Here is a 17,835-nt window from a genome sequence, read left to right on the forward strand (position 1 = left end):
GGGTCGTTTCCGGAACGGGAGGTCCGGGAGACATGCCGGCCCGCCGTTTTCTCGGAGCGGCAGTAGCCGGGCATGTCCCGGACAGGGAGACAGGTGGCGAGCGGAGCTGGGCGCAGGGCGGCGGCTCATCCCGGAGCGCGGCGTGGTCGGGTCGGAGGACGCCGGGGGATGAAGACTCGGGCGGTGGGTACTCGCGTCGTCGCCAAAGGTGAGCCGAGCCGACCCGAGCCGGTTCGCGAGGGCGTGGCTCCGGTCACCGGCGTGCTCAACCCGCCGAACCGCTCACCACGCCGGACCGTTCAACCCGCTCAACCCGTTCGTCCCGCCGCAACCGGCTCAGAACTGGATCGAGTTGATGGTGTCCGCTATCGAGTTGAGGAACCGCTGGATGTCGTCCGCCATGCCGGTCGAGGCCAGGAAGAAGCCGAAGAGCACGGCGACGATCGCCGGACCCGGCTTGATGGATCCTCCTCGTATCAACACCACCAGGACGATCGCCAACAGCAGCACCACTGACAGCGAAATGGCCACAACTGATCACACCCTACGGTCGGTCCGCTCTCCCGGCCCGAGGGTGCAACCCCGCACACCCCCGCCAGAACCATCGTGCCACCAACCGGGCCGCGGTATGCGACCCGTGAGGCATCGTTGGCCATGGTTCTCGCCGGACCTGCGCGTTCGACCCCCGCTCAGCGCTCCCCGGCGGAGAGGAACTGCGGTGCGCGGCACGGCAATTCGAGCCGACCCGCGCCCGGTAAATTCATGCCGCTCGTTTCGGTGCCCACGCACATGTCCACACACCCTGTTCGCAGTTAATTCGAATTGTTGCGGGAGGCACATCGGTTGACCGACAGGCGGGCCACTATAGGACCATCAAACGGACATTTCACCAGAGTCGCCTGAGGATGTTATGCACCGTTTAGTCAGACTGAATGCGGATGTAGTGGTCGCACGCGGCATGCCGACGAGTATCCGCATCACCCTGTCGACTTCCTCAAATCCCGCGCGCCCACGGGAGATAATCGGGGGATACGCAGGAATGACACCCAGGGTTTTACGAAATCCCCTCAGCAACGCTAGGGTGCCTCAGATGTCCTACGCTGCCTCGTCCCCCGCACGCGCAGTGAGGTCCCGGATCGTCTCCCCCAGCTCTTGGTGGGAGGGTCTGTGACGAACTCGCTCCGCCCACACGGCCAACAGAGGGCGCCGCTCCCGCCGGCACAGACGCCGACATCCGGAGTGCCGAGCCCGCGCCCCCCGCAGACCCCCCATGCGGGCACCACTCCCGCCGGGCCGGACGCCAAGCCGGCCAAACAGCGCGACGCGTTCTTCGACAACGCCAAGTACCTGGCCATCGTGCTCGTGGCGATGGGCCACTCCTGGGAACCGCTGACCGATCACAGCCGCGCCGCCGAGGCGCTCTACATGGTCGTCTACGGCTTCCACATGCCGGCCTTCATCCTCATCTCCGGCTACTTCTCACGCAGCTTCGACATGCGCGCCGACCGGCTCCAGCGACTCGTGACCGGCGTAGCCGTGCCGTACGTCCTCTTCGAAATCGCGTACTCGCTGTTCAAGAAGACCGCGGACGACGACCCGAGCCATCCGATCAGCCTGCTCGACCCCTGGTACCTCACCTGGTTCCTGGTCGCGCTGTTCGTGTGGCGGCTGACGACCCCGCTGTGGAAGGTCGTGCGCTGGCCCGTACCGCTGGCGCTTGCCGTCGCGATCCTGGCCTCCGTCTCGCCCGACATCGGCGACGACCTGGACCTGCAGCGTGTCCTGCAGTTCCTCCCGTTCTTCGTCGTGGGCCTGTGCATGAAGCCCGAGCACTTCCAGTTGATGCGGCGCCGCGAGGTCCGGATCCTCTCGGTGCCGGTCTTCATGGCCGCGCTGCTCGTGGCGTACTGGGCGGCGCCCCGGATGAGCTCGGCGTGGTTCTACCACCGCGACAGCGCACAGGAGTTGGGCGTTCAGTGGTGGGCCGGTGTCGTGATGACGCTGGCGCTCTTCGGCTGCTCGATGGTCCTCACGGCCTGCTTCTTCGCCTGGGTACCGCGCCGCAAGATGTGGTTCACGGTGCTCGGCGCGGGCACGCTCTACGGCTACCTGCTGCACGGCTTCCTCGCCAAGGGCTCCCGCTTCTGGGGCTGGTACGACGACTACACATGGCTGTACAAGCCGCTCGGTGAGATCTTCGTCAGCCTGGTCGCCGCCGCCGTGATCACCGCGCTGTGCACCCCGCCCGTCCAGCGCGCCTTCCGCTTCGCGATGGAGCCGAAGATGGAGTGGGCGTTCAAACGGGACGCCGCCGAGCTGGCCCGCTCACGGTCCAAGTCCAAGTCGTAGGCGCCAGGCCAGGCGGCTTCGGCTCACGGCCTCTCAGTGCTTCGGCTCACGGCCTCTCAGTCGAGGCCCAGCAGTTCGCGCATGCGCGTGTACTTCCGGGTCAGCCGGGACCGCGTGGGCCCGTCCAGGACCGCCAGCCTGGACGGGTCCGCGTTGTGCGCCAGGTCGGACTCCTTCACCAGCAGGGCTCCCTCGGTGGCCAGGATGCGCTCGGCGTACGCCTCCTGGGACTCACCCGCCCGTTTGGTGAGGGCCAGGACGATGTCCTTCGTACGCCGCGTCAGCGCGGCCTCGTGCAGCAGCCACTCCTCGGACACGGCGTCGTCCTCCACGGCGTCGTGCAGCCACGCTGCGGCGATCTGCTCGTCGTCGCCCCCACGGGCGCGAACCCCCTCAGCCACGGCCTGCAGGTGCTCGGCATAGGGCCGGCCCGCCTTGTCGGTCTGGGCGGCGTGTGCGTTACGGGCCAGGGCTTCGACCTCGGTGAGGGTCAGCGACTCGCTCTTGGCCGCTCGCGGTGCGTTGTCGGTCATGCGTCGAGTGTGCCTCGTAGCGCCGAACGGGCCGGAACCGTCGCCGCCGTCACGCCGAGCACCACCACGGCCGCCACGAACGAGCCGTACACCAACGGGGGAACGTAGGGCGCCTGGCCCGTCAGCCCCTCCATCATCGGAACGAGCGTGGCGAGCGCGATGCCCGTGCCGAGGGCGATGCCCGCGAGCGCCACGAGCAGGGCCTCCCAGTGGACCATGCGCAGCACCTGGCGGCGCGTGGAGCCGATGAGCCGCAGCGTGCCGAACTCACGGCGGCGGTCGAGGACCGTCATCACCAGCGTGTTGGCCGCGGCGACGGCCGCGAAGCCGCCGAGGACCGCCGCCATGGTGGTGTTCGCCCAGGCGTTCAGCTCGCGCTCGAGGGACTGCGCGGTGGCGTAGTCGCCGCGGTCCAGGACCGTGCCGAACTTCGCCAGGCCGGCGACGCCCCCGCCCTTCGTCCAGATCTCCGTGGCGAACGGGGAACTGACATGGGTCGCCAGGTCGGCGTGGCTCAGGGTGACTTGGGACAGTCCCATGCCGCGGGCGTACGTCGCCACGATCCTCGGATTCGCCTTCGTGCCGTCGGGCAGGCGCAGATCGAGCCGGTCCCCCACGCCGACATGGGCGGAGCGGGCGAGCGAGGCGTCGAGCGCGGCCTCGCCCCGCTTCAGGGACAGCGTGCCCTTGCCGACCTCCAGGTCCTGCACACGGACCAGGTCCCGCGCCGAGCCCATGACGCCCTGCGTGGAGGCGGAGTTCAGTGCCCCACCCGCCGGCACCAGGACCTCGGTCTTCAACAGGCCCACGGCGGCGGTGACGCCGGGGGTGCGGGCGGCCCGCCGTACGGCGTCGGGGGCGAGGCCCGCGTCCGACGTCACGATGTGGTCGGCCACGATGCCGGCCCGCTGCTGCTCCTGCGTGGCCCGCTCCTCGCTGGTGTGCATGAAGACGAGCACCGAGGAGAACGCCATCGCCAGGACGATCGGAGTGATCGCGGAGGCCAGACGACGGGCGTTGGTCCGGGAGTTGGCGGCGGCGAGTGCGGCGGAGGCGCCCGCGCCGCGCAGCGGAAGCCCGAACAGGGCGGCGCAGGCACGGGCGACCAGCGGGCCGAGCAGCGCCACGGCCAGCATGAACAGCACGACGATGCCCAGCGCGGCGTTGGCCGCGTCCTCGCCGGTCAGCGAGGCGGCGAACCCGGCGCAGACGAAGCCGCCGACGGCCGCCGCGATCCCCAGCGGCGTACGGATCCAGCCGGGCCGCAGCCGCTCCACGGCCGCCTCGGCGAGCGCCTGCCCCGGCTTGACCCGCGCGGGGCGGCGGGCCGCCATGTACCCGGCGAGCAGGGCGGTGCCGAGCACAGCGCCGACGGCCGAGAGCAGCGGGATGTACGAGACGGACAGTTCCACGGGCTGCGGGATCGCGCCCTTGTCCTTGAGCTGCCCGAACCACCAACGGGCCAGGGCGATTCCGGGCACACAGCCGACCAGGCCCGCGAGGGGCGCGACGAGCAGCGTCTCGGTGGCGATGGAACGGCGGATCTGACGCGGAGTCGTACCGATGGCGCGCAGCAGGGCGAACTCACGAGCGCGCTGGGCGACCGACAGCGCCACCGTCCCTGCCGCTGTGAACACGGCCACCATCGTGGCGATACCGCCGAAGGAGCCGCCGAGCCCTGCGAGGACCTCCTTGGCCGCGGCGAGGGAAGGGTCCTCGACCGTGCCGCGATCGTCACCGATGTGGACCTCGGCACGGCCACCGAGGGCCTGTGCCACCTGGGACTTGAGAGCTTCGGCCGTCACTCCGTCCTTCGGCAGGACGGCGATCGCGTCGATGCGCCCCGGGTGACCGGAGACGCGTACGGCCTCGGAGTCGGCGAACCAGACAGTGTCCTGCCGGGCCTTGTCCTGCCCGGCCCTGGCCTGCTGCCCTGCCTTCGCGATGCCGGAGACGCGGAAGGTGCGGGGGCCGTCGGCCGTGGTGAGGGTGATGTGCTCGCCGACCGTGCCCGACGCGCGGACGACTTCGCCTTCGCCGGGCGCCCGGCCCGCCGTCAGCCGCTCGCCGGTGAACGCCGTGGAGCCCCAGCCGTGGGCGGTGGCCGGGGCGCCGGAGCCCGTCCGGAGCTGGAAGGTCACGTCCGCGACCGCCTTGCGTGCGCCGGTCACGGAACCGGCCTTCGCCACCAGGGAGTCGTCCAGCCAGGCCTTGTCCGGAACCGGCTCGGCCTCGTCCTCGCGGCTGTCGCCGCGGCCGGTGACGCGGTGGGCACGCTGGTCGGCGGCGGCGACCACGGGGGCGTCGGCGTAACGGACCGGCGGAACGGACGCGCGTAAGCCCGTCTCCAGGAGGATGCCGCAGGCCGACACGATCAGGGCGGCCATCGCCAGGGCGATGAACGTCCCCACGAAGGCGGCGGGTTTGAAGCGGACGGCGGCACGGGCCAGACCGTTGGGCACGAACATCAGGCTGCCGCTCCCGCGTGGGCGGGGGCCGTCAGCGCCGTCATCCGGGCGGCGATCCGCTCGGCCGAGGCGCCCTCCACATGGTCGACGATCGAGCCGTCGGCGAGGAAGAGGACACGGTCGGCCCAGGCGGCGGCCGCCGGGTCATGAGTGACCATCACCACGGTGGCCCCCAGTTGGTCGACGGCCTGACGGAGCAGGGCGAGGACCTCGCCGGCCGTGCGTGTGTCGAGCGCGCCGGTCGGCTCGTCCGCGAAGACGACGTCCGGGCGGGTGACCAGGGCGCGGGCGATCGCGACGCGCTGCTGCTGTCCGCCGGAGAGCTGACCGGGACGACGGCGGGCCAGGCCGTCGAGGCCGACCTGGGCGAGGACTTCGGCCGCGCGGCGCCGGTCGGGGCGGTGGCCCGCGAGGCGCATCGGCAGAACGACGTTCTGCTCGACGGTCAGCGACGGCAGCAGGTTGAACGCCTGGAAGACGAAGCCCAGGCGTGAACGGCGCAGCGCCGTCAGCTTGTTCTCGCTCATGCCGGTGATCTCCGTGCCACCGAGCCGCACGGTCCCTCCGCTCGGCCGGTCGAGTCCGGCCGCGCACTGCAGGAACGTGGACTTGCCGGAGCCGGAGGGTCCCATCACGGCGGTGAAGCTGCCGCGTGCGAGGGTGAGGTCGACTCCGCGCAGGGCGTGTACGGCGGAGCCGCCGCGGCCGTACTGCCGTCGTACGCCACGCAGTTCGACGGCCCAGTCCGCCGCGAGGGCCGTACCGTTCCGCACGTTCTGTGCGGTCCTCTTGCGCAGGCCCATGGCCGGGTCCGTCCTTCCGTCGCGTCCAGCGGTGCTGATGCTTCGAAACTACGGATCCGGGACCTGCGGCCACCATGCGGCCGACCGCCGACTCTGGGGTGGGGAGAACCCCACCCCACGCGCCCCCGTCGGTCACTCGGCGGCGGCCGTCACCGGGTGACCGGCCCCACCACGCCCTCTCGGCAGATCAGGAGCAGCGCGCGGTCGTCGTTCACGTCTCGCGCGACGGCCTCGATGAGGTGCCAGGCGGCGCCGTGGAAGCCGCCGGCCACATAGCGGTCGGCTTCGCCGGTGAGGCGGTCCATGCCCTCGACGATGTCGCGGTCGGAGGTTTCGACGAGGCCGTCGGTGAACAGCATCAGGACGTCGCCGGGGCGCAGGGAGCCCTTCACCGGGTCGAACTGGGCACCGTCGTAGACACCGAGCAACGGGCCCTCGGCGGTCTTCTCCTCCCAGCGGCCGTTCCCCGCGCTGAGTTGGAGCCCCGGAGGGTGGCCGGCCGAGTAGAGCTCGTAGTCGCCCGAGTCCAGGTCCAGGACGAGGTGGATCGACGTCGCGAAGCCCTCGTCCCAGTCCTGGCGGAGCAGGTAACCGTTGGCCGCGGGAAGGAAGGCGTGAGGGGGCAGGGAGCCCAGCAGGCCGCCGAACGCCCCCGACAGCAGCAGCGCACGCGACCCCGCGTCCATGCCCTTGCCCGAGACGTCCGTCAGGACGACCTCCAGCGTGCGGCCCCCGTTCGTACGAGCCGCGACAACGAAGTCACCCGAGAACGACTGACCCCCCGCCGGCCGCAACGCCATCTCCCGGTGCCACCCCATGGGCAGCTTCGGCAACTTGCTCTGGACGCGGATCCGTTCGCGCAGGTCGAAGAGCATGGTCCCGCCGCGCCGCCACGGCACACCGACCCGGCTGCGGAACTGCGCGATGAGCAGGCCGAAGAAGCCGCAGGCCGCGACCACGAGGACGATCCCCGGTGTCACCCTGGACGGGCCCTCGGTGTACGGGCCGAGCTTCACGGACTCGACGATCAGGGCGGTGGCCGCGGCGGCGTACAGGCCGAGCAGGCTGGCGGGACGCAGCAGGAGCCCGCCTGCCACGATGGGGAGGACGAGGGCGGCCGGTGAAGCCCACACGGAATTGGCGAGTGTGACGGCCGTGATGACGGGAATGGTCAGCAGCAGACCGGCCAGCGCGACCCAGTCCGAGCCGTCCCCGCGGAAGTAGTCGACGGCGGATCTGCGCAGCCCGGTGCGGACCCGGTGAGCCTGCTTCTTCAACCGGGCCGTGAACGTGTCGGCTTCCGCGCGCCGCTCTCGTCCTGCTGCCATTGTTCGGGACCCTATCCATCGGACCAGGTGCTTGGCACGGGAGGTCCTACTTGTCCCCCGTCCGAGGACCGAAGTCACAGAAATGTCCGACCCCCGAGGATCGCACGGCCGGACCGGTCGGACCGACCAGTGCCGGAAGAAATCCACTCGCTCATCCCGGATTGCCCTGGTAGGCATGGCACATGACGACTGACTTGCGCGTGCTGAGTCCGGACGACTGGGACAAGTGGTACGGAACGCTGACGCTCGCGTTCGGTGGCGCCGACGAGTCGGCCGAGGAGCGGGACCTGTGGAACGGTCTCACGGAGTTCGACCGCTCGCTCGGTGTCTGGGACGGCGACGCGTGCGTGGGCACCGCCGGCGCGTTCAGCTTCCGGGTCACGGTGCCGGGCGGCGCGCTCGTCCCGGCGGCCGGCATCACCATGGTGAGCGTCGCCGCGACACACCGTCGCCGCGGGGTACTGACGTCCATGATGCGGCGGCAATTGGACGACGTACGGTCCTGGGGCGAGCCGCTGGCCGTACTGACCGCGTCCGAGCCGATGATCTACGGCCGGTTCGGCTACGAGAACGCGACACAGCAGCTGCGCGCCGAAATCGACACGGCCCGGGTACGGCTGACGGTGCCGCCGGGCACGGACGACGTACGGCTGCGGCTCGCCGAGCCGGGCGCCGACGCCGTACGCGACGCCTGCGAGGCCGTGTACGCGCGTCAGGTGGCGACCCGGCCCGGGATGCTGGCGCGGCGGCCCGGCTGGGAGCGACTGCCGCTGCTCGACCCGGAGAGCGAGCGGAAGGGCACCTCACCGTTGCAGTGCCTGCTCGCGGAGCGGGACGTCGCCGGTGAGGAGCGCGGTGAAGTGGTCGGTTACGCCCGGTACTTCATCAGGCCGGAGTGGGACACGGCGGGGCCGAAGGGCACGATCGAGCTGCGCGATCTGGAGGCGGTGGATCCGGCGGCGTACGCGGCGTTGTGGCGGTTCCTGTTCGACATCGATCTGACGTCGACGCTCAAGACGCACAATCGGCCCGTCGACGACGCCTGGCAGCACCTCGTCTCCGACATCCGGCGGTGCCGGCCGGCACTGCGGGATTCGTTGTACGTGCGGCTCGTCGACGTCGGGGCTGCGCTTGAGGCGCGGACGTATCAGACGCCCCTGGACGTCGTGTTCGAGGTCGAAGACGCGTTCTGTCCCTGGAACGAGGGGCGTTGGCGGCTCACCGGTGACGCGAAGGGGGCGGCGTCCTGTCGGCGGACCACGGACGCGGCGGATCTCGCGCTGTCCGTACGGGAGTTGGGGGCGGCCTATCTCGGGGGCGTGTCCCTGACCGCGCTGGCCGCCGCGGGGCGGGTGCGGGAGTTGCGCCAGGGCGCGCTCGCGGAGGCCTCGATCGGTTTCTCGTCCACCGTGGCGCCCTGGCTGCCGCACGGTTTCTAGGACCTGTCCGGCCCCAGGACCTGATCCGCCGGACAGGCCCTAGGCGCGCCCGGGTCCGTTTCCCGTTTTCTGGCAGGTCGGGCACCAGAAGAGGTTGCGGGCGGCGAGATCGGCGGTGCGGATCTCGCCGCCACAGATGTGGCAGGGCAGGTTGGCCCTGCGGTACACGTAGACCTCGCCGCCGTGGTCGTCCTTGCGCGGCGGGCGGCCCATCGCCTCAGGTTCGTGTTCCGGGCGGACCGTGTCGATGCGATTGTTGCGGACGCCCTCGCGCATGAGCGCCACGAGGTCCGTCCACATCGCGTCCCACTCGGTTCGGGTGATGTCCTTTCCTGCCCGGTACGGGTCGATGCCGTGCCGGAAGAGGACCTCCGCGCGGTATACGTTGCCCACGCCCGCGATGACCTTCTGGTCCATCAGGAGTGCGGCGATGGTGGTGCGGCTGCGGGAGACGCGGGTGTACGCCCGTGCCGGCTCGGCGTCCTCGCGCAGCGGGTCCGGGCCGAGGCGGTCGTGTATCGCCTGTTTCTCGGTGTCGGTGATCAGGGCGCAGGTGGTGGGGCCGCGGAGGTCGACGTACGCGGTGTCGTGGGTGAGGCGGAGGCGGACCGTGTCGGTGGGTGGGGGTGTGGGGGCGCCGCCGAAGGTGACCTTGCCGAAGAGGCCGAGGTGGATGTGGGTCCAGTCCTCGCGCTCGAACCGCAGGAAGAGGTGCTTGCCGTGGGCCTCGGCGGTGGTCAGTGCTGTGCCGTTCAGGAGGGCGGCGGCGTCGGAGAACTTGCCCTGGGGGCTGGTGACGTGTGCCTTCCGGCCACCGAAGCGGGCGAGGTAGTCCTCGGCCAGCCGGTGAATGGTGTGCCCTTCGGGCACGGGCGCCTCCTGGTCTTGCTGTTCGCACTGTTGGTGTTCGGCCGACGGTCCAGGCGGGATTCTTTCCCCGAGCCCGTCCCTTCCCGAAACTGGGGGCTCCGCCCCCAGACCCCCGTATCGGCCTGAACGGCCTCGTCCTCAAGCGCCGGACGGGCTGAAAGACAGCCCCTCCGGCGGAGAAAGGCGCCCTACGGCTGCGGGTGGTGCGCCGGGATCTCCGGCAGCGTTCCCGTCGTCTCGTACGCCGACAGCATGTCGATGCGACGGATGTGCCGCTCGTCGCCCGAGAACGGCGTGTTGAGGAACGTCTCCACGAACTTGGTCGCCTCGTCCTGGGTGTGCATACGCGCACCGACCGCGACGACGTTCGCGTCGTTGTGCTCCCGCCCCAGCGACGCGGTCTCCTCGCTCCAGGCGAGCGCGGCCCGAACCCCGGCCACCTTGTTCGCCGCGATCTGCTCCCCGTTCCCGGAGCCCCCGATCACGATGCCGAGAGAGCCCGGGTCGGCCGCGGTGCGCTCCGCGGCGCGGAGGCAGAACGGCGGGTAGTCGTCCTGGGCGTCGTAGATGAGAGGCCCGCAGTCGACGGGCTCGTGGCCGGCGGCCTTGAGCCACTCGACGAGGTGGTTCTTGAGTTCGAAACCGGCATGATCAGAGCCGAGATACACGCGCATGGTCAGAGTGTGACACGCCTGTTTCGGATCGTCCGCGCGGGGTCGAGCAGCGCTACACAACCTCAAGAAAACCTCAAGTAACGATCCGGATTCGAAGGTTCAATAATCCATTCACCTGGGATTCACTGGACCGGCTCGTTCCCTCTCCCCCCACCACCCCCACTGCCCCCACCACCTTCACACGCTCCCCCGCACCCCCCTGCGCAAAGGACCCCCCATGACCTCGCAGCCGACCATGACCAAGGCCGGAAGCGGCCCAGGAGGCACCGGAGAATCCGGCGACGGCCTCCAGGCAGGGCTCAAGAACCGTCACCTCTCGATGATCGCGATCGGCGGCGTCATCGGCGCCGGTCTCTTCGTCGGATCAAGCTCCGGCATCGCCACCGCGGGCCCCGGCATCCTCCTGTCGTACGCCCTCGTCGGCACGATGGTCGTCCTCGTGATGCGGATGCTCGGCGAGATGTCCGCCGCCAACCCGACCTCGGGTTCGTTCTCCGCGCACGCGGACCGCGCGCTCGGCCGCTGGGCCGGCTTCTCGATCGGCTGGCTGTACTGGTTCTTCTGGGTCGTCGTGCTGGCCATCGAGGCGACCGCGGGCGCGGTCATCCTGGAGAGCTGGGTCCCGGCCGTACCGCAGTGGGGCTGGGCCCTGATCGTGATGCTCGTGCTCACCGCCACCAACCTGGGCTCGGTCGGCTCGTACGGCGAGTTCGAGTTCTGGTTCGCGGGCATCAAGGTCGTGGCGATCGCCGCGTTCATCGTCATCGGCGGGCTCGCGGTCTTCGGTCTGCTGCCGGGGGTCGACAGCGACACGGCAGGGCTCGGCAACCTGACCGACCACGGCGGTTTCCTTCCCAACGGACCCGGCGCGATCCTCACCGGCATCCTGCTGGTCGTCTTCTCCTTCATGGGCAGCGAGATCGCCACCCTCGCGGCAGGCGAGTCGGAGGACCCGCAGCGCGCGGTCACCAAGTCCACCAACAGCGTCATCTGGCGGATCGGCGTCTTCTACCTCGGCTCGATCTTCGTCGTCGTCACGCTGCTGCCGTGGGACAGCGACGCGATCCAGAAGGACGGCTCGTACGTCGCCGCCCTCAACTCGCTCGGCATCCCGAACGCCGGCGAGATCATGAAGTTCATCGTGCTGACGTCCGTGCTGTCCTGTCTCAACTCCGGCCTCTACACGGCCTCCCGCATGGCGTTCTCGCTCGGCCGGCGCGGCGACGCGCCGAAGGCGTTCGCCCGCACCACGCAGCGCGGTGTCCCGATGACGGCGATCCTCGCGTCGGTCGCCTTCGGCTTCGTCGCGGTCTTCTTCAACTACGAGTTCCCCGACTCGGTCTTCCTCTTCCTGGTCAACTCCTCGGGTGCCGTCGCCCTGTTCGTCTGGCTGGTGATCTGCGCCTCGCAGCTGCGCATGCGGAAGATCATCGAGCGTGAGACGCCGGAGAAGCTGGTCGTACGGATGTGGCTGTACCCGTATCTGACGTACGCGACGATGGCCCTGATCGTGTTCGTACTCGGCTACATGCTCACCGACACCGAACACGACGGCCGCGAGACGGTACTGCTCTCGCTCCTGGTGGCGGCGATCGTCGTCGGCCTCGCACTCGTGCTGGAGAGGGTACGGCGCGGCAAGGAGCGGCAGGGCGCCGAAGTCTGACCCCCGCGTTTACGACGCCTCCGCGGCCTCACCGCGGGGGCGTCGTCGTGTCCGGCGAGGCCGGCGGCCGCGAGGTGCCGGCGACCGTGGGCTGCGGGCTGACGTCCGGCAACTTCGTCTCACCGCCGGGACGGATCGCTGTGATGATCATGACGATGCCCACGGCGGCGGCGACCACCAGCACGAGAACGGTGAGCAGCCGCGGGAGCCAGTCGGGTGCGCCGCTCTCCTCGGTCTCCCTCTCGCGCTCCGCCTCCCTCCCGCGCTCCGGCGCCGCCTCGCCTTCGAGCACCCGTTCCAGGACCCGCGCCGTCTCGCCCGCGTCCGGCCGCGCCGCCGGGTCCCGGGCCAGCAGCCCACGCAGCAGCGCGGTCAACGACTCGTCCTCGGACGGCAGTTGAGGTTCCTCGTACATCGCCGCGTGCAGGGTGGCGAGCGTCGAGGCGCGCTGGAAGGGAGAGCGCCCGGTCAGGGCGGTGCAGAGCGTGGCGCCGAGTGACCACAGGTCGGAGGGCGGGCCCTGCGGGCGGCCGCCGATACGTTCCGGCGGGATGTACTCCGGGGAGCCGACGATGACCCCGGCGGCGGTCAGCCCCTGGGCGTCCTGGAGAGCGGCGATCCCGAAGTCGGTGAGCACGACCCGGCCTCCCGGCCCCAGCAGGATGTTGCCGGGTTTGATGTCGCGGTGCAGCACCCCGGCCGCGTGCACCCGGCGCAGCGCCTCGACGAGCGCGAGCCCGATGCGGGCGGTCTCGGCTACGTCGAGCGGGCCGTGGTCGACGACGGTCTGGGCCAGCGAGGGAGCCTCGACCAGTTCCATGACGATCCAGAGCCGGTCGGCCTCCTCGGCCACGTCGTAGACGCGTACGACATTGGGGTGGTCGATCCGCGCGCTCGCCCGGGCCTCGCGCAGCACGCGCTCGCGGCGGACCGCCGGCTCCTCGGTGCCGGTGGCGTCGAGCCGGAGTTCCTTCACGGCGACCGGACGGTCGAGCAGTTCGTCGGTCGCGCGCCAGACGCGGCCCATGCCGCCCTGCCCGATGGGTTCGAGGAGCCGGTACCGGTCCACGACACACACCATGCGAACCCACCCCCAACCTCCTTCCATGACAACACAGTTCGTGGTGATGACACGAGACCGGAAATCAGGGGAGGAAAGCGGCGGAAAAGCTGACGGCATGTGTCAGGTTATGGAGGCAGTGTGGGACGCGTCGGCCCGCGCGGGTCGAAGGATGCGATGGACGATGCGATGGACGGAGGGCTCACGTGAGCTTGCAGGACCTGAGTGCGGACCGCCTGGTGTTCCGGCCCGGTGACGACGGGTACGAGGAGGAGACGGCCGGGTTCCAGACCGGTTTCGCGCAGCGGCCCGCCGTGGTCTTCGCCGCGTCCTCGGCGGACGATGTGCGGGCGGCCGTGGCGTACGCGGCGGCCGAGGGGCTGCCCGTCGGGGTGCAGGCCACCGGGCACGGATCGCCGGGCTCCGCCGAGGGCGGCGTGCTGATCACCACGAAGCGGATGGACCGGGTGACCGTCGACGCCGAGGCGCGTACGGTGCGCGTGCGGGCCGGTGTCCGCTGGGGCCAGGTCGTCGCGGCCGCCGAGCCGTACGGGCTCGCTCCCCTCAACGGCTCCGCGCCCTCCGTGGGTGCCGTCTCGTACACGCTGGGCGGTGGACTCGGCATCCTGGCGCGGGAGTTCGGGTACGCGGCCGACCATGTCCGCTCGCTGGAGGTGGTCACGGCCGACGGACGACTCCGGCAGGTGACCCCCGGCTCCGACCTCTTCTGGGGCCTGCTCGGCGGCGGCGCGAATCTCGGTGTGGTGACGGAGCTGGAGATCGGCCTCGTACCGGTGGCCCGGCTGTACGGCGGATCGCTCGCGTTCGACGGGCGTGAGGTGGACCCGGCGGTGGTGCTGCGCGCGTACGAGCGCTGGACGCGGACCGTCCCGGACGGCCTGACCTCGTCGTACGCGGCCGTCCCCTATCCGGACATCCCCGCGATGCCGCCACACCTGCGCGGCCGGTACGTCATCTCCGTACGAGTCGCTCACACCGGCACCGACGGCGATCAACTCGTCGCTCCCCTGCGCGAGATCGGCCCGGTCCTGTCCGACTCGCTGCGCGAGATGCCGTACGCCGAGAGCCACACCATCCACTCCGACCCGGACTTCCCGCACGCGTACTACGGGGACAGCGCGGTCCTGAGCGAGCTGAACGTCGAGGCAGCGGGTGAACTCCTGTCCCTCACCGGACCTGACGCGCCCTCGATGTACGTCGTCCAGATCAACCACCTCGGCGGGGCGCTCGCCAAGGAGCAGCCGAACGCGGTGCCGCACCGCGAGGGCCGTTTCCTCGTACGGGTCCTCGGCGCCGTCGACGACTCCGCGCGGGCGCGGCTGCACAAGGCCCTCGCGACGGTGGAGCCGTGGACGACCGGACGAGCGCTGAACTTCGCCTTCGGGGCGAGTGAGCGTACGGAGGGGCTGTACGACCCCGGGACGCACAAGAGGCTCGCCGGTCTGAAGTCGGCGTACGACCCGGCGAACCTCTTCCGCGGGAACTACAACATCGGCGGCCGCCAGGTCACCGCTTGACGAGCTTCCAGGCGGTGGGCAGCAGGCCCATCGCCAGGGCCGCCTTCAGGGCGTCGCCGATCAGGAACGGGGTGAACCCGGCGGCGACGGCCTCCGTGGGGCTCAGTTCCGTGGCGGCGGAGAGGTAGGGGACGCCGATCGCGTAGATGACGGCCTCGCCGAGCAGCATCGTGCCGGCCATGCGCAGCACCGTGCGGTCGGCGCCGCGGCGGGCCAGGGCGCCGACGAGGGTGGCGGCCAGCATCATGCCGATGATGTAACCGAAGGTCGGGGACACGCCGTGGCTGCCCTCCGCGAACCAGGGGACTCCGGCCAGGCCGACGAGCGCGTACACGGCGAGCGAGAGGAAGCCGCGGCCGGCCCCGAGCGCGGTACCGACGAGCAGGGCCGCGAAGGTCTGCCCGGTCACCGGCACCGGCGAGCCCGGCACGGGCACGGCGAGCTGCGCGGCGACCCCGGTGAGCGCGGCGCCGCCGGCCACGAGCACGATGTCGCGGACGCGCGACGCGGGCAGCAGGTCGGCGAGTACCTCGCCAGGGGTGGAGCCGGTGTCGTACGGGTCGGCAGCGGTACTCATGGAGACTCCGGCGGTGTGCGGCAGCTGGGACAGGGCGACGCTATCCCAGACGGGTGAATCGATCACCGGCAGCGGCCGACAAAGCGTGGATCGCCAGCTTGGTGCGCTCCATACAAAGCGCCTCCAGTACACCCACGGCAAAGTGAACCTGGTCACTGAGTTGTGGCCGTTTTGCGCGGTAGGGCGACCGCATCGGAGACTGTGGGATCTCGCCAAACCGCGAGTCCCGCACCGTCTCACGTAATGGACAAGCCGCGCTCATGTCCCGCACCAACGCCGACGCCGCACCCGACACACTCACCGCGGAGGCCTCCCTCTCCCCCGGCCTGAAACAGCGCCACCTCTCGATGATCGCCCTCGGCGGCGTCATCGGTGCCGGGCTCTTCGTGGGCTCGGGCGCGGGCATCGCCGCCGCGGGCCCGTCGATCGTGATCGCGTACGCCGTCTCCGGGCTGCTCGTCATGCTGGTGATGCGCATGCTCGGCGAGATGTCCGCCGCGTATCCGTCGTCGGGTTCCTTCTCGGCGCATGCCGAGCGGGCGATCGGGCCGTGGGCGGGCTTCACCGCCGGCTGGTCCTTCTGGGTCCTGCTCTGCACGGCCGTCGGTCTGGAGGGCATCGGCGCCGCGAAGATCGTCACCGGATGGCTGCCGGGCACGCCGGAGTGGGCCTGGGTGGCGCTGTTCATGGTCGTCTTCTGCGCCACGAACCTCGCGGCCGTGCGGAACTTCGGCGAGTTCGAGTTCTGGTTCGCCGCGCTGAAGGTCGGCGCGATCACGCTGTTCTTGGTGCTGGGCCTGCTGGCCATCGCCGGTGTCCTGCCCGGCTCGGACTCCCCCGGCCTGACCAACCTCACCGGCGAGGGGGGCTTCCTGCCGAACGGCAGCGAGGGGCTCGTCGTCGGCCTGCTCGCGTCCGTTTTCGCGTACGGCGGTCTGGAGACCGTGACGATCGCGGCGGCCGAGTCGAAGAACCCGGTTCAGGGCGTGGCGAGCGCCGTACGCACCGCGATGTGGCGCATCGCGCTCTTCTACATCGGCTCGATGGCGGTCATCGTCACACTCGTCCCGTGGAACTCGAAGGCGGTCGTCGAGCAGGGCCCGTACGTCGCCGCCCTCGGCCATCTGGGCATCCCGGGCGCGGGCCAGTTGATGAACGTGGTCGTCCTCGTCGCGCTGCTCTCGGCGATGAACGCCAACATCTACGGCTCCTCGCGCATCGCGTACTCGCTGGTGGAGCGGGGCCAGGGCCCGAAGGCGCTCGGCCGGGTGTCGAGCGGTGTCCCGCGCGTCGCGGTCCTCGCCTCGTCCGTCTTCGGCTTCGTCTGCGTCCTGCTGAGCTACTGGCGGCCGGACGACGTCTTCCCGTGGCTGCTGAACATGATCGGCGCGGTGATCCTGGTCGTCTGGATCTTCATCGCGGCCGCGCAGCTGCGCCTGCGGCGCCGCCTGGACCGGGAGGCGCCGGAGAAACTGGCCGTACGGATGTGGGCGTTCCCCGTGCTGACGTGGGTGGCACTCGCGGGCATGGTCGCGATCTTCGTCCTGATGGCACGGCAGCCGGACACACGGGTGCAGCTGTACTCGACCGGTGGCATGACGCTGTTCCTGGCGGCCGTCGGTTATGCCTGGCAGAGGGCGCGCGCCAAGAACTGACGCATCACCTCAGGCCCACCGACCGCTGAAGGGCCCTTGCGCGGAGGACGGTTTCGCGCAAGGGCCCTTTTTGCGCGCCCGACTTCGCAAGTCCAGCGCACCCCTTCACTCTCTTGCTGTTAGCCTGCAATTGCAAGCTACTTGCAATAAGAGGTCGGAGGAGACCTGGAATGGCCGTCTACACGCTTCCTGAACTGCCGTACGACTACTCCGCGCTGGCGCCAGTGATCAGCCCCGAGATCATCGAGCTGCACCACGACAAGCACCACGCGGCGTATGTGAAGGGGGCGAACGACACTCTGGAGCAGCTCGCGGAGGCGCGCGACAAGGAGTCGTGGGGCTCGGTCAACGGGCTGGAGAAGAACCTGGCCTTTCACCTGTCCGGTCACATCCTGCACAGCATCTACTGGCAGAACATGACCGGCGAGGGCGGCGGCGAGCCGCTCGCCGTGGACGGTGTGGGCGAGCTCGCCGACGCGATCGACGAGTCCTTCGGCTCGTTCGCCGGGTTCAAGGCCCAGCTGACCAAGGCCTCCGCGACCACCCAGGGCTCCGGCTGGGGCGTCCTCGCGTACGAGCCGCTCAGCGGTCGCCTCGTCGTCGAGCAGATCTACGACCACCAGGGCAACGTCGGCCAGGGCTCCACCCCGATCCTGGTCTTCGATGCCTGGGAGCACGCCTTCTACCTGCAGTACAAGAACCAGAAGGTCGACTTCATCGAGGCGATGTGGCAGGTCGTCAACTGGCAGGACGTGGCGCGGCGTTACACGGCCGCCAAGTCCCGTACGGATGTGCTTCTGCTGGCTCCCTGAGACGAGCCGCCCCGATACGCCCCGCCTCGTGATCGTCTTCTCACCTTTCACGCCGGCGGGCGGAAT

The 17,835-nt window shown here is 70.3% G+C and carries 15 protein-coding genes; 6 read left to right on the top strand and 9 right to left on the bottom strand.

Features of this window, described 5'->3' with window-relative positions; translation table 11 throughout:
• Positions 1–336: 336 nt before the first annotated feature.
• Positions 337–531: a hypothetical protein gene (locus FE633_RS31030; protein WP_138048493.1), complete on the bottom strand. Its 195-nt coding sequence runs from the start codon at positions 529–531 to the stop codon at positions 337–339.
• A 636-nt stretch (positions 532–1,167) separates the two neighbouring features.
• Here FE633_RS31030 and FE633_RS31035 point away from each other — a divergent pair.
• Positions 1,168–2,349, top strand: coding sequence for an acyltransferase family protein (locus FE633_RS31035; RefSeq protein ID WP_138048494.1), 1,182 nt, complete (start codon positions 1,168–1,170; stop codon positions 2,347–2,349).
• A 56-nt stretch (positions 2,350–2,405) separates the two neighbouring features.
• Here FE633_RS31035 and FE633_RS31040 read toward each other — a convergent pair whose 3' ends face one another.
• The 4 genes from FE633_RS31040 to FE633_RS31055 all read right to left on the bottom strand — a co-directional run bounded on the left by FE633_RS31040 (position 2,406) and on the right by FE633_RS31055 (position 7,481).
• A complete protein-coding gene (locus FE633_RS31040) occupies positions 2,406–2,882 on the bottom strand; it encodes an HD domain-containing protein (protein ID WP_138048495.1) in 477 nt (158 codons plus the stop codon).
• The gene (locus tag FE633_RS31045) at positions 2,879–5,350 is read right to left on the bottom strand and encodes an FtsX-like permease family protein (RefSeq protein WP_138048496.1); all 2,472 of its coding nucleotides are present in this window, start codon (positions 5,348–5,350) and stop codon (positions 2,879–2,881) included. Before FE633_RS31045 ends, FE633_RS31040 begins: the two co-directional genes overlap by 4 nt.
• Positions 5,350–6,153, bottom strand: a complete 804-nt coding sequence (locus FE633_RS31050) for an ABC transporter ATP-binding protein (protein WP_138048497.1) — start codon at positions 6,151–6,153, stop codon at positions 5,350–5,352. Before FE633_RS31050 ends, FE633_RS31045 begins: the two co-directional genes overlap by 1 nt.
• Before the next feature lie 149 nt (positions 6,154–6,302).
• Complete coding sequence (locus FE633_RS31055; RefSeq protein ID WP_138048498.1) at positions 6,303–7,481, bottom strand: PP2C family protein-serine/threonine phosphatase; 1,179 nt, start codon at positions 7,479–7,481, stop codon at positions 6,303–6,305.
• 182 nt (positions 7,482–7,663) lie between these two features.
• Between FE633_RS31055 and FE633_RS31060 the strand changes: the two genes are divergently transcribed.
• Positions 7,664–8,920 (top strand): GNAT family N-acetyltransferase, encoded by a 1,257-nt coding sequence (locus FE633_RS31060; RefSeq protein ID WP_138048499.1) that lies wholly within the window; start codon positions 7,664–7,666, stop codon positions 8,918–8,920.
• A gap of 39 nt (positions 8,921–8,959) precedes the next feature.
• Here the strand turns inward: FE633_RS31060 and FE633_RS31065 are convergent, their stop codons facing one another.
• Positions 8,960–9,790, bottom strand: coding sequence for an Fpg/Nei family DNA glycosylase (locus FE633_RS31065; RefSeq protein ID WP_138048500.1), 831 nt, complete (start codon positions 9,788–9,790; stop codon positions 8,960–8,962).
• A 188-nt stretch (positions 9,791–9,978) separates the two neighbouring features.
• Positions 9,979–10,464, bottom strand: a complete 486-nt coding sequence (locus FE633_RS31075; RefSeq protein ID WP_119103759.1) for a ribose-5-phosphate isomerase — start codon at positions 10,462–10,464, stop codon at positions 9,979–9,981.
• A gap of 217 nt (positions 10,465–10,681) precedes the next feature.
• Between FE633_RS31075 and FE633_RS31080 the strand changes: the two genes are divergently transcribed.
• Positions 10,682–12,127, top strand: a complete 1,446-nt coding sequence (locus FE633_RS31080; RefSeq protein ID WP_138048502.1) for an amino acid permease — start codon at positions 10,682–10,684, stop codon at positions 12,125–12,127.
• Between the two features lie 28 nt (positions 12,128–12,155).
• On the opposite strand, the gene FE633_RS31085 is transcribed toward FE633_RS31080, so the two are convergent.
• Positions 12,156–13,208, bottom strand: coding sequence for a serine/threonine-protein kinase (locus tag FE633_RS31085; protein WP_138048503.1), 1,053 nt, complete (start codon positions 13,206–13,208; stop codon positions 12,156–12,158).
• A gap of 185 nt (positions 13,209–13,393) precedes the next feature.
• Between FE633_RS31085 and FE633_RS31090 the strand changes: the two genes are divergently transcribed.
• On the top strand, positions 13,394–14,725 hold the full coding sequence (locus FE633_RS31090; RefSeq protein ID WP_425473250.1) for an FAD-binding oxidoreductase: 1,332 nt from the start codon (positions 13,394–13,396) through the stop codon (positions 14,723–14,725).
• On the opposite strand, the gene FE633_RS31095 is transcribed toward FE633_RS31090, so the two are convergent.
• Positions 14,715–15,302, bottom strand: a complete 588-nt coding sequence (locus FE633_RS31095; RefSeq protein WP_138048504.1) for a biotin transporter BioY — start codon at positions 15,300–15,302, stop codon at positions 14,715–14,717. The two genes, FE633_RS31090 and FE633_RS31095, sit on opposite strands and share 11 nt — an antisense overlap.
• 260 nt (positions 15,303–15,562) lie before the next feature.
• Here FE633_RS31095 and FE633_RS31100 point away from each other — a divergent pair, with 260 nt between their 5' ends.
• Together FE633_RS31100 and FE633_RS31105 are read left to right on the top strand one after the other, a co-directional pair.
• Positions 15,563–16,957 carry an amino acid permease gene (locus FE633_RS31100; RefSeq protein ID WP_138048505.1) on the top strand — a complete coding sequence of 465 codons (1,395 nt, stop codon included), beginning with the start codon at positions 15,563–15,565 and terminating at the stop codon, positions 16,955–16,957.
• Between the two features lie 170 nt (positions 16,958–17,127).
• Positions 17,128–17,769, top strand: coding sequence for a superoxide dismutase (locus FE633_RS31105; protein ID WP_138048506.1), 642 nt, complete (start codon positions 17,128–17,130; stop codon positions 17,767–17,769).
• The last annotated feature ends 66 nt before the right edge of the window (positions 17,770–17,835 follow it).

Origin of the sequence: Streptomyces montanus, assembly GCF_005786655.1 — a bacterium.
GTDB lineage: Bacteria > Actinomycetota > Actinomycetes > Streptomycetales > Streptomycetaceae > Streptomyces > Streptomyces sporangiiformans.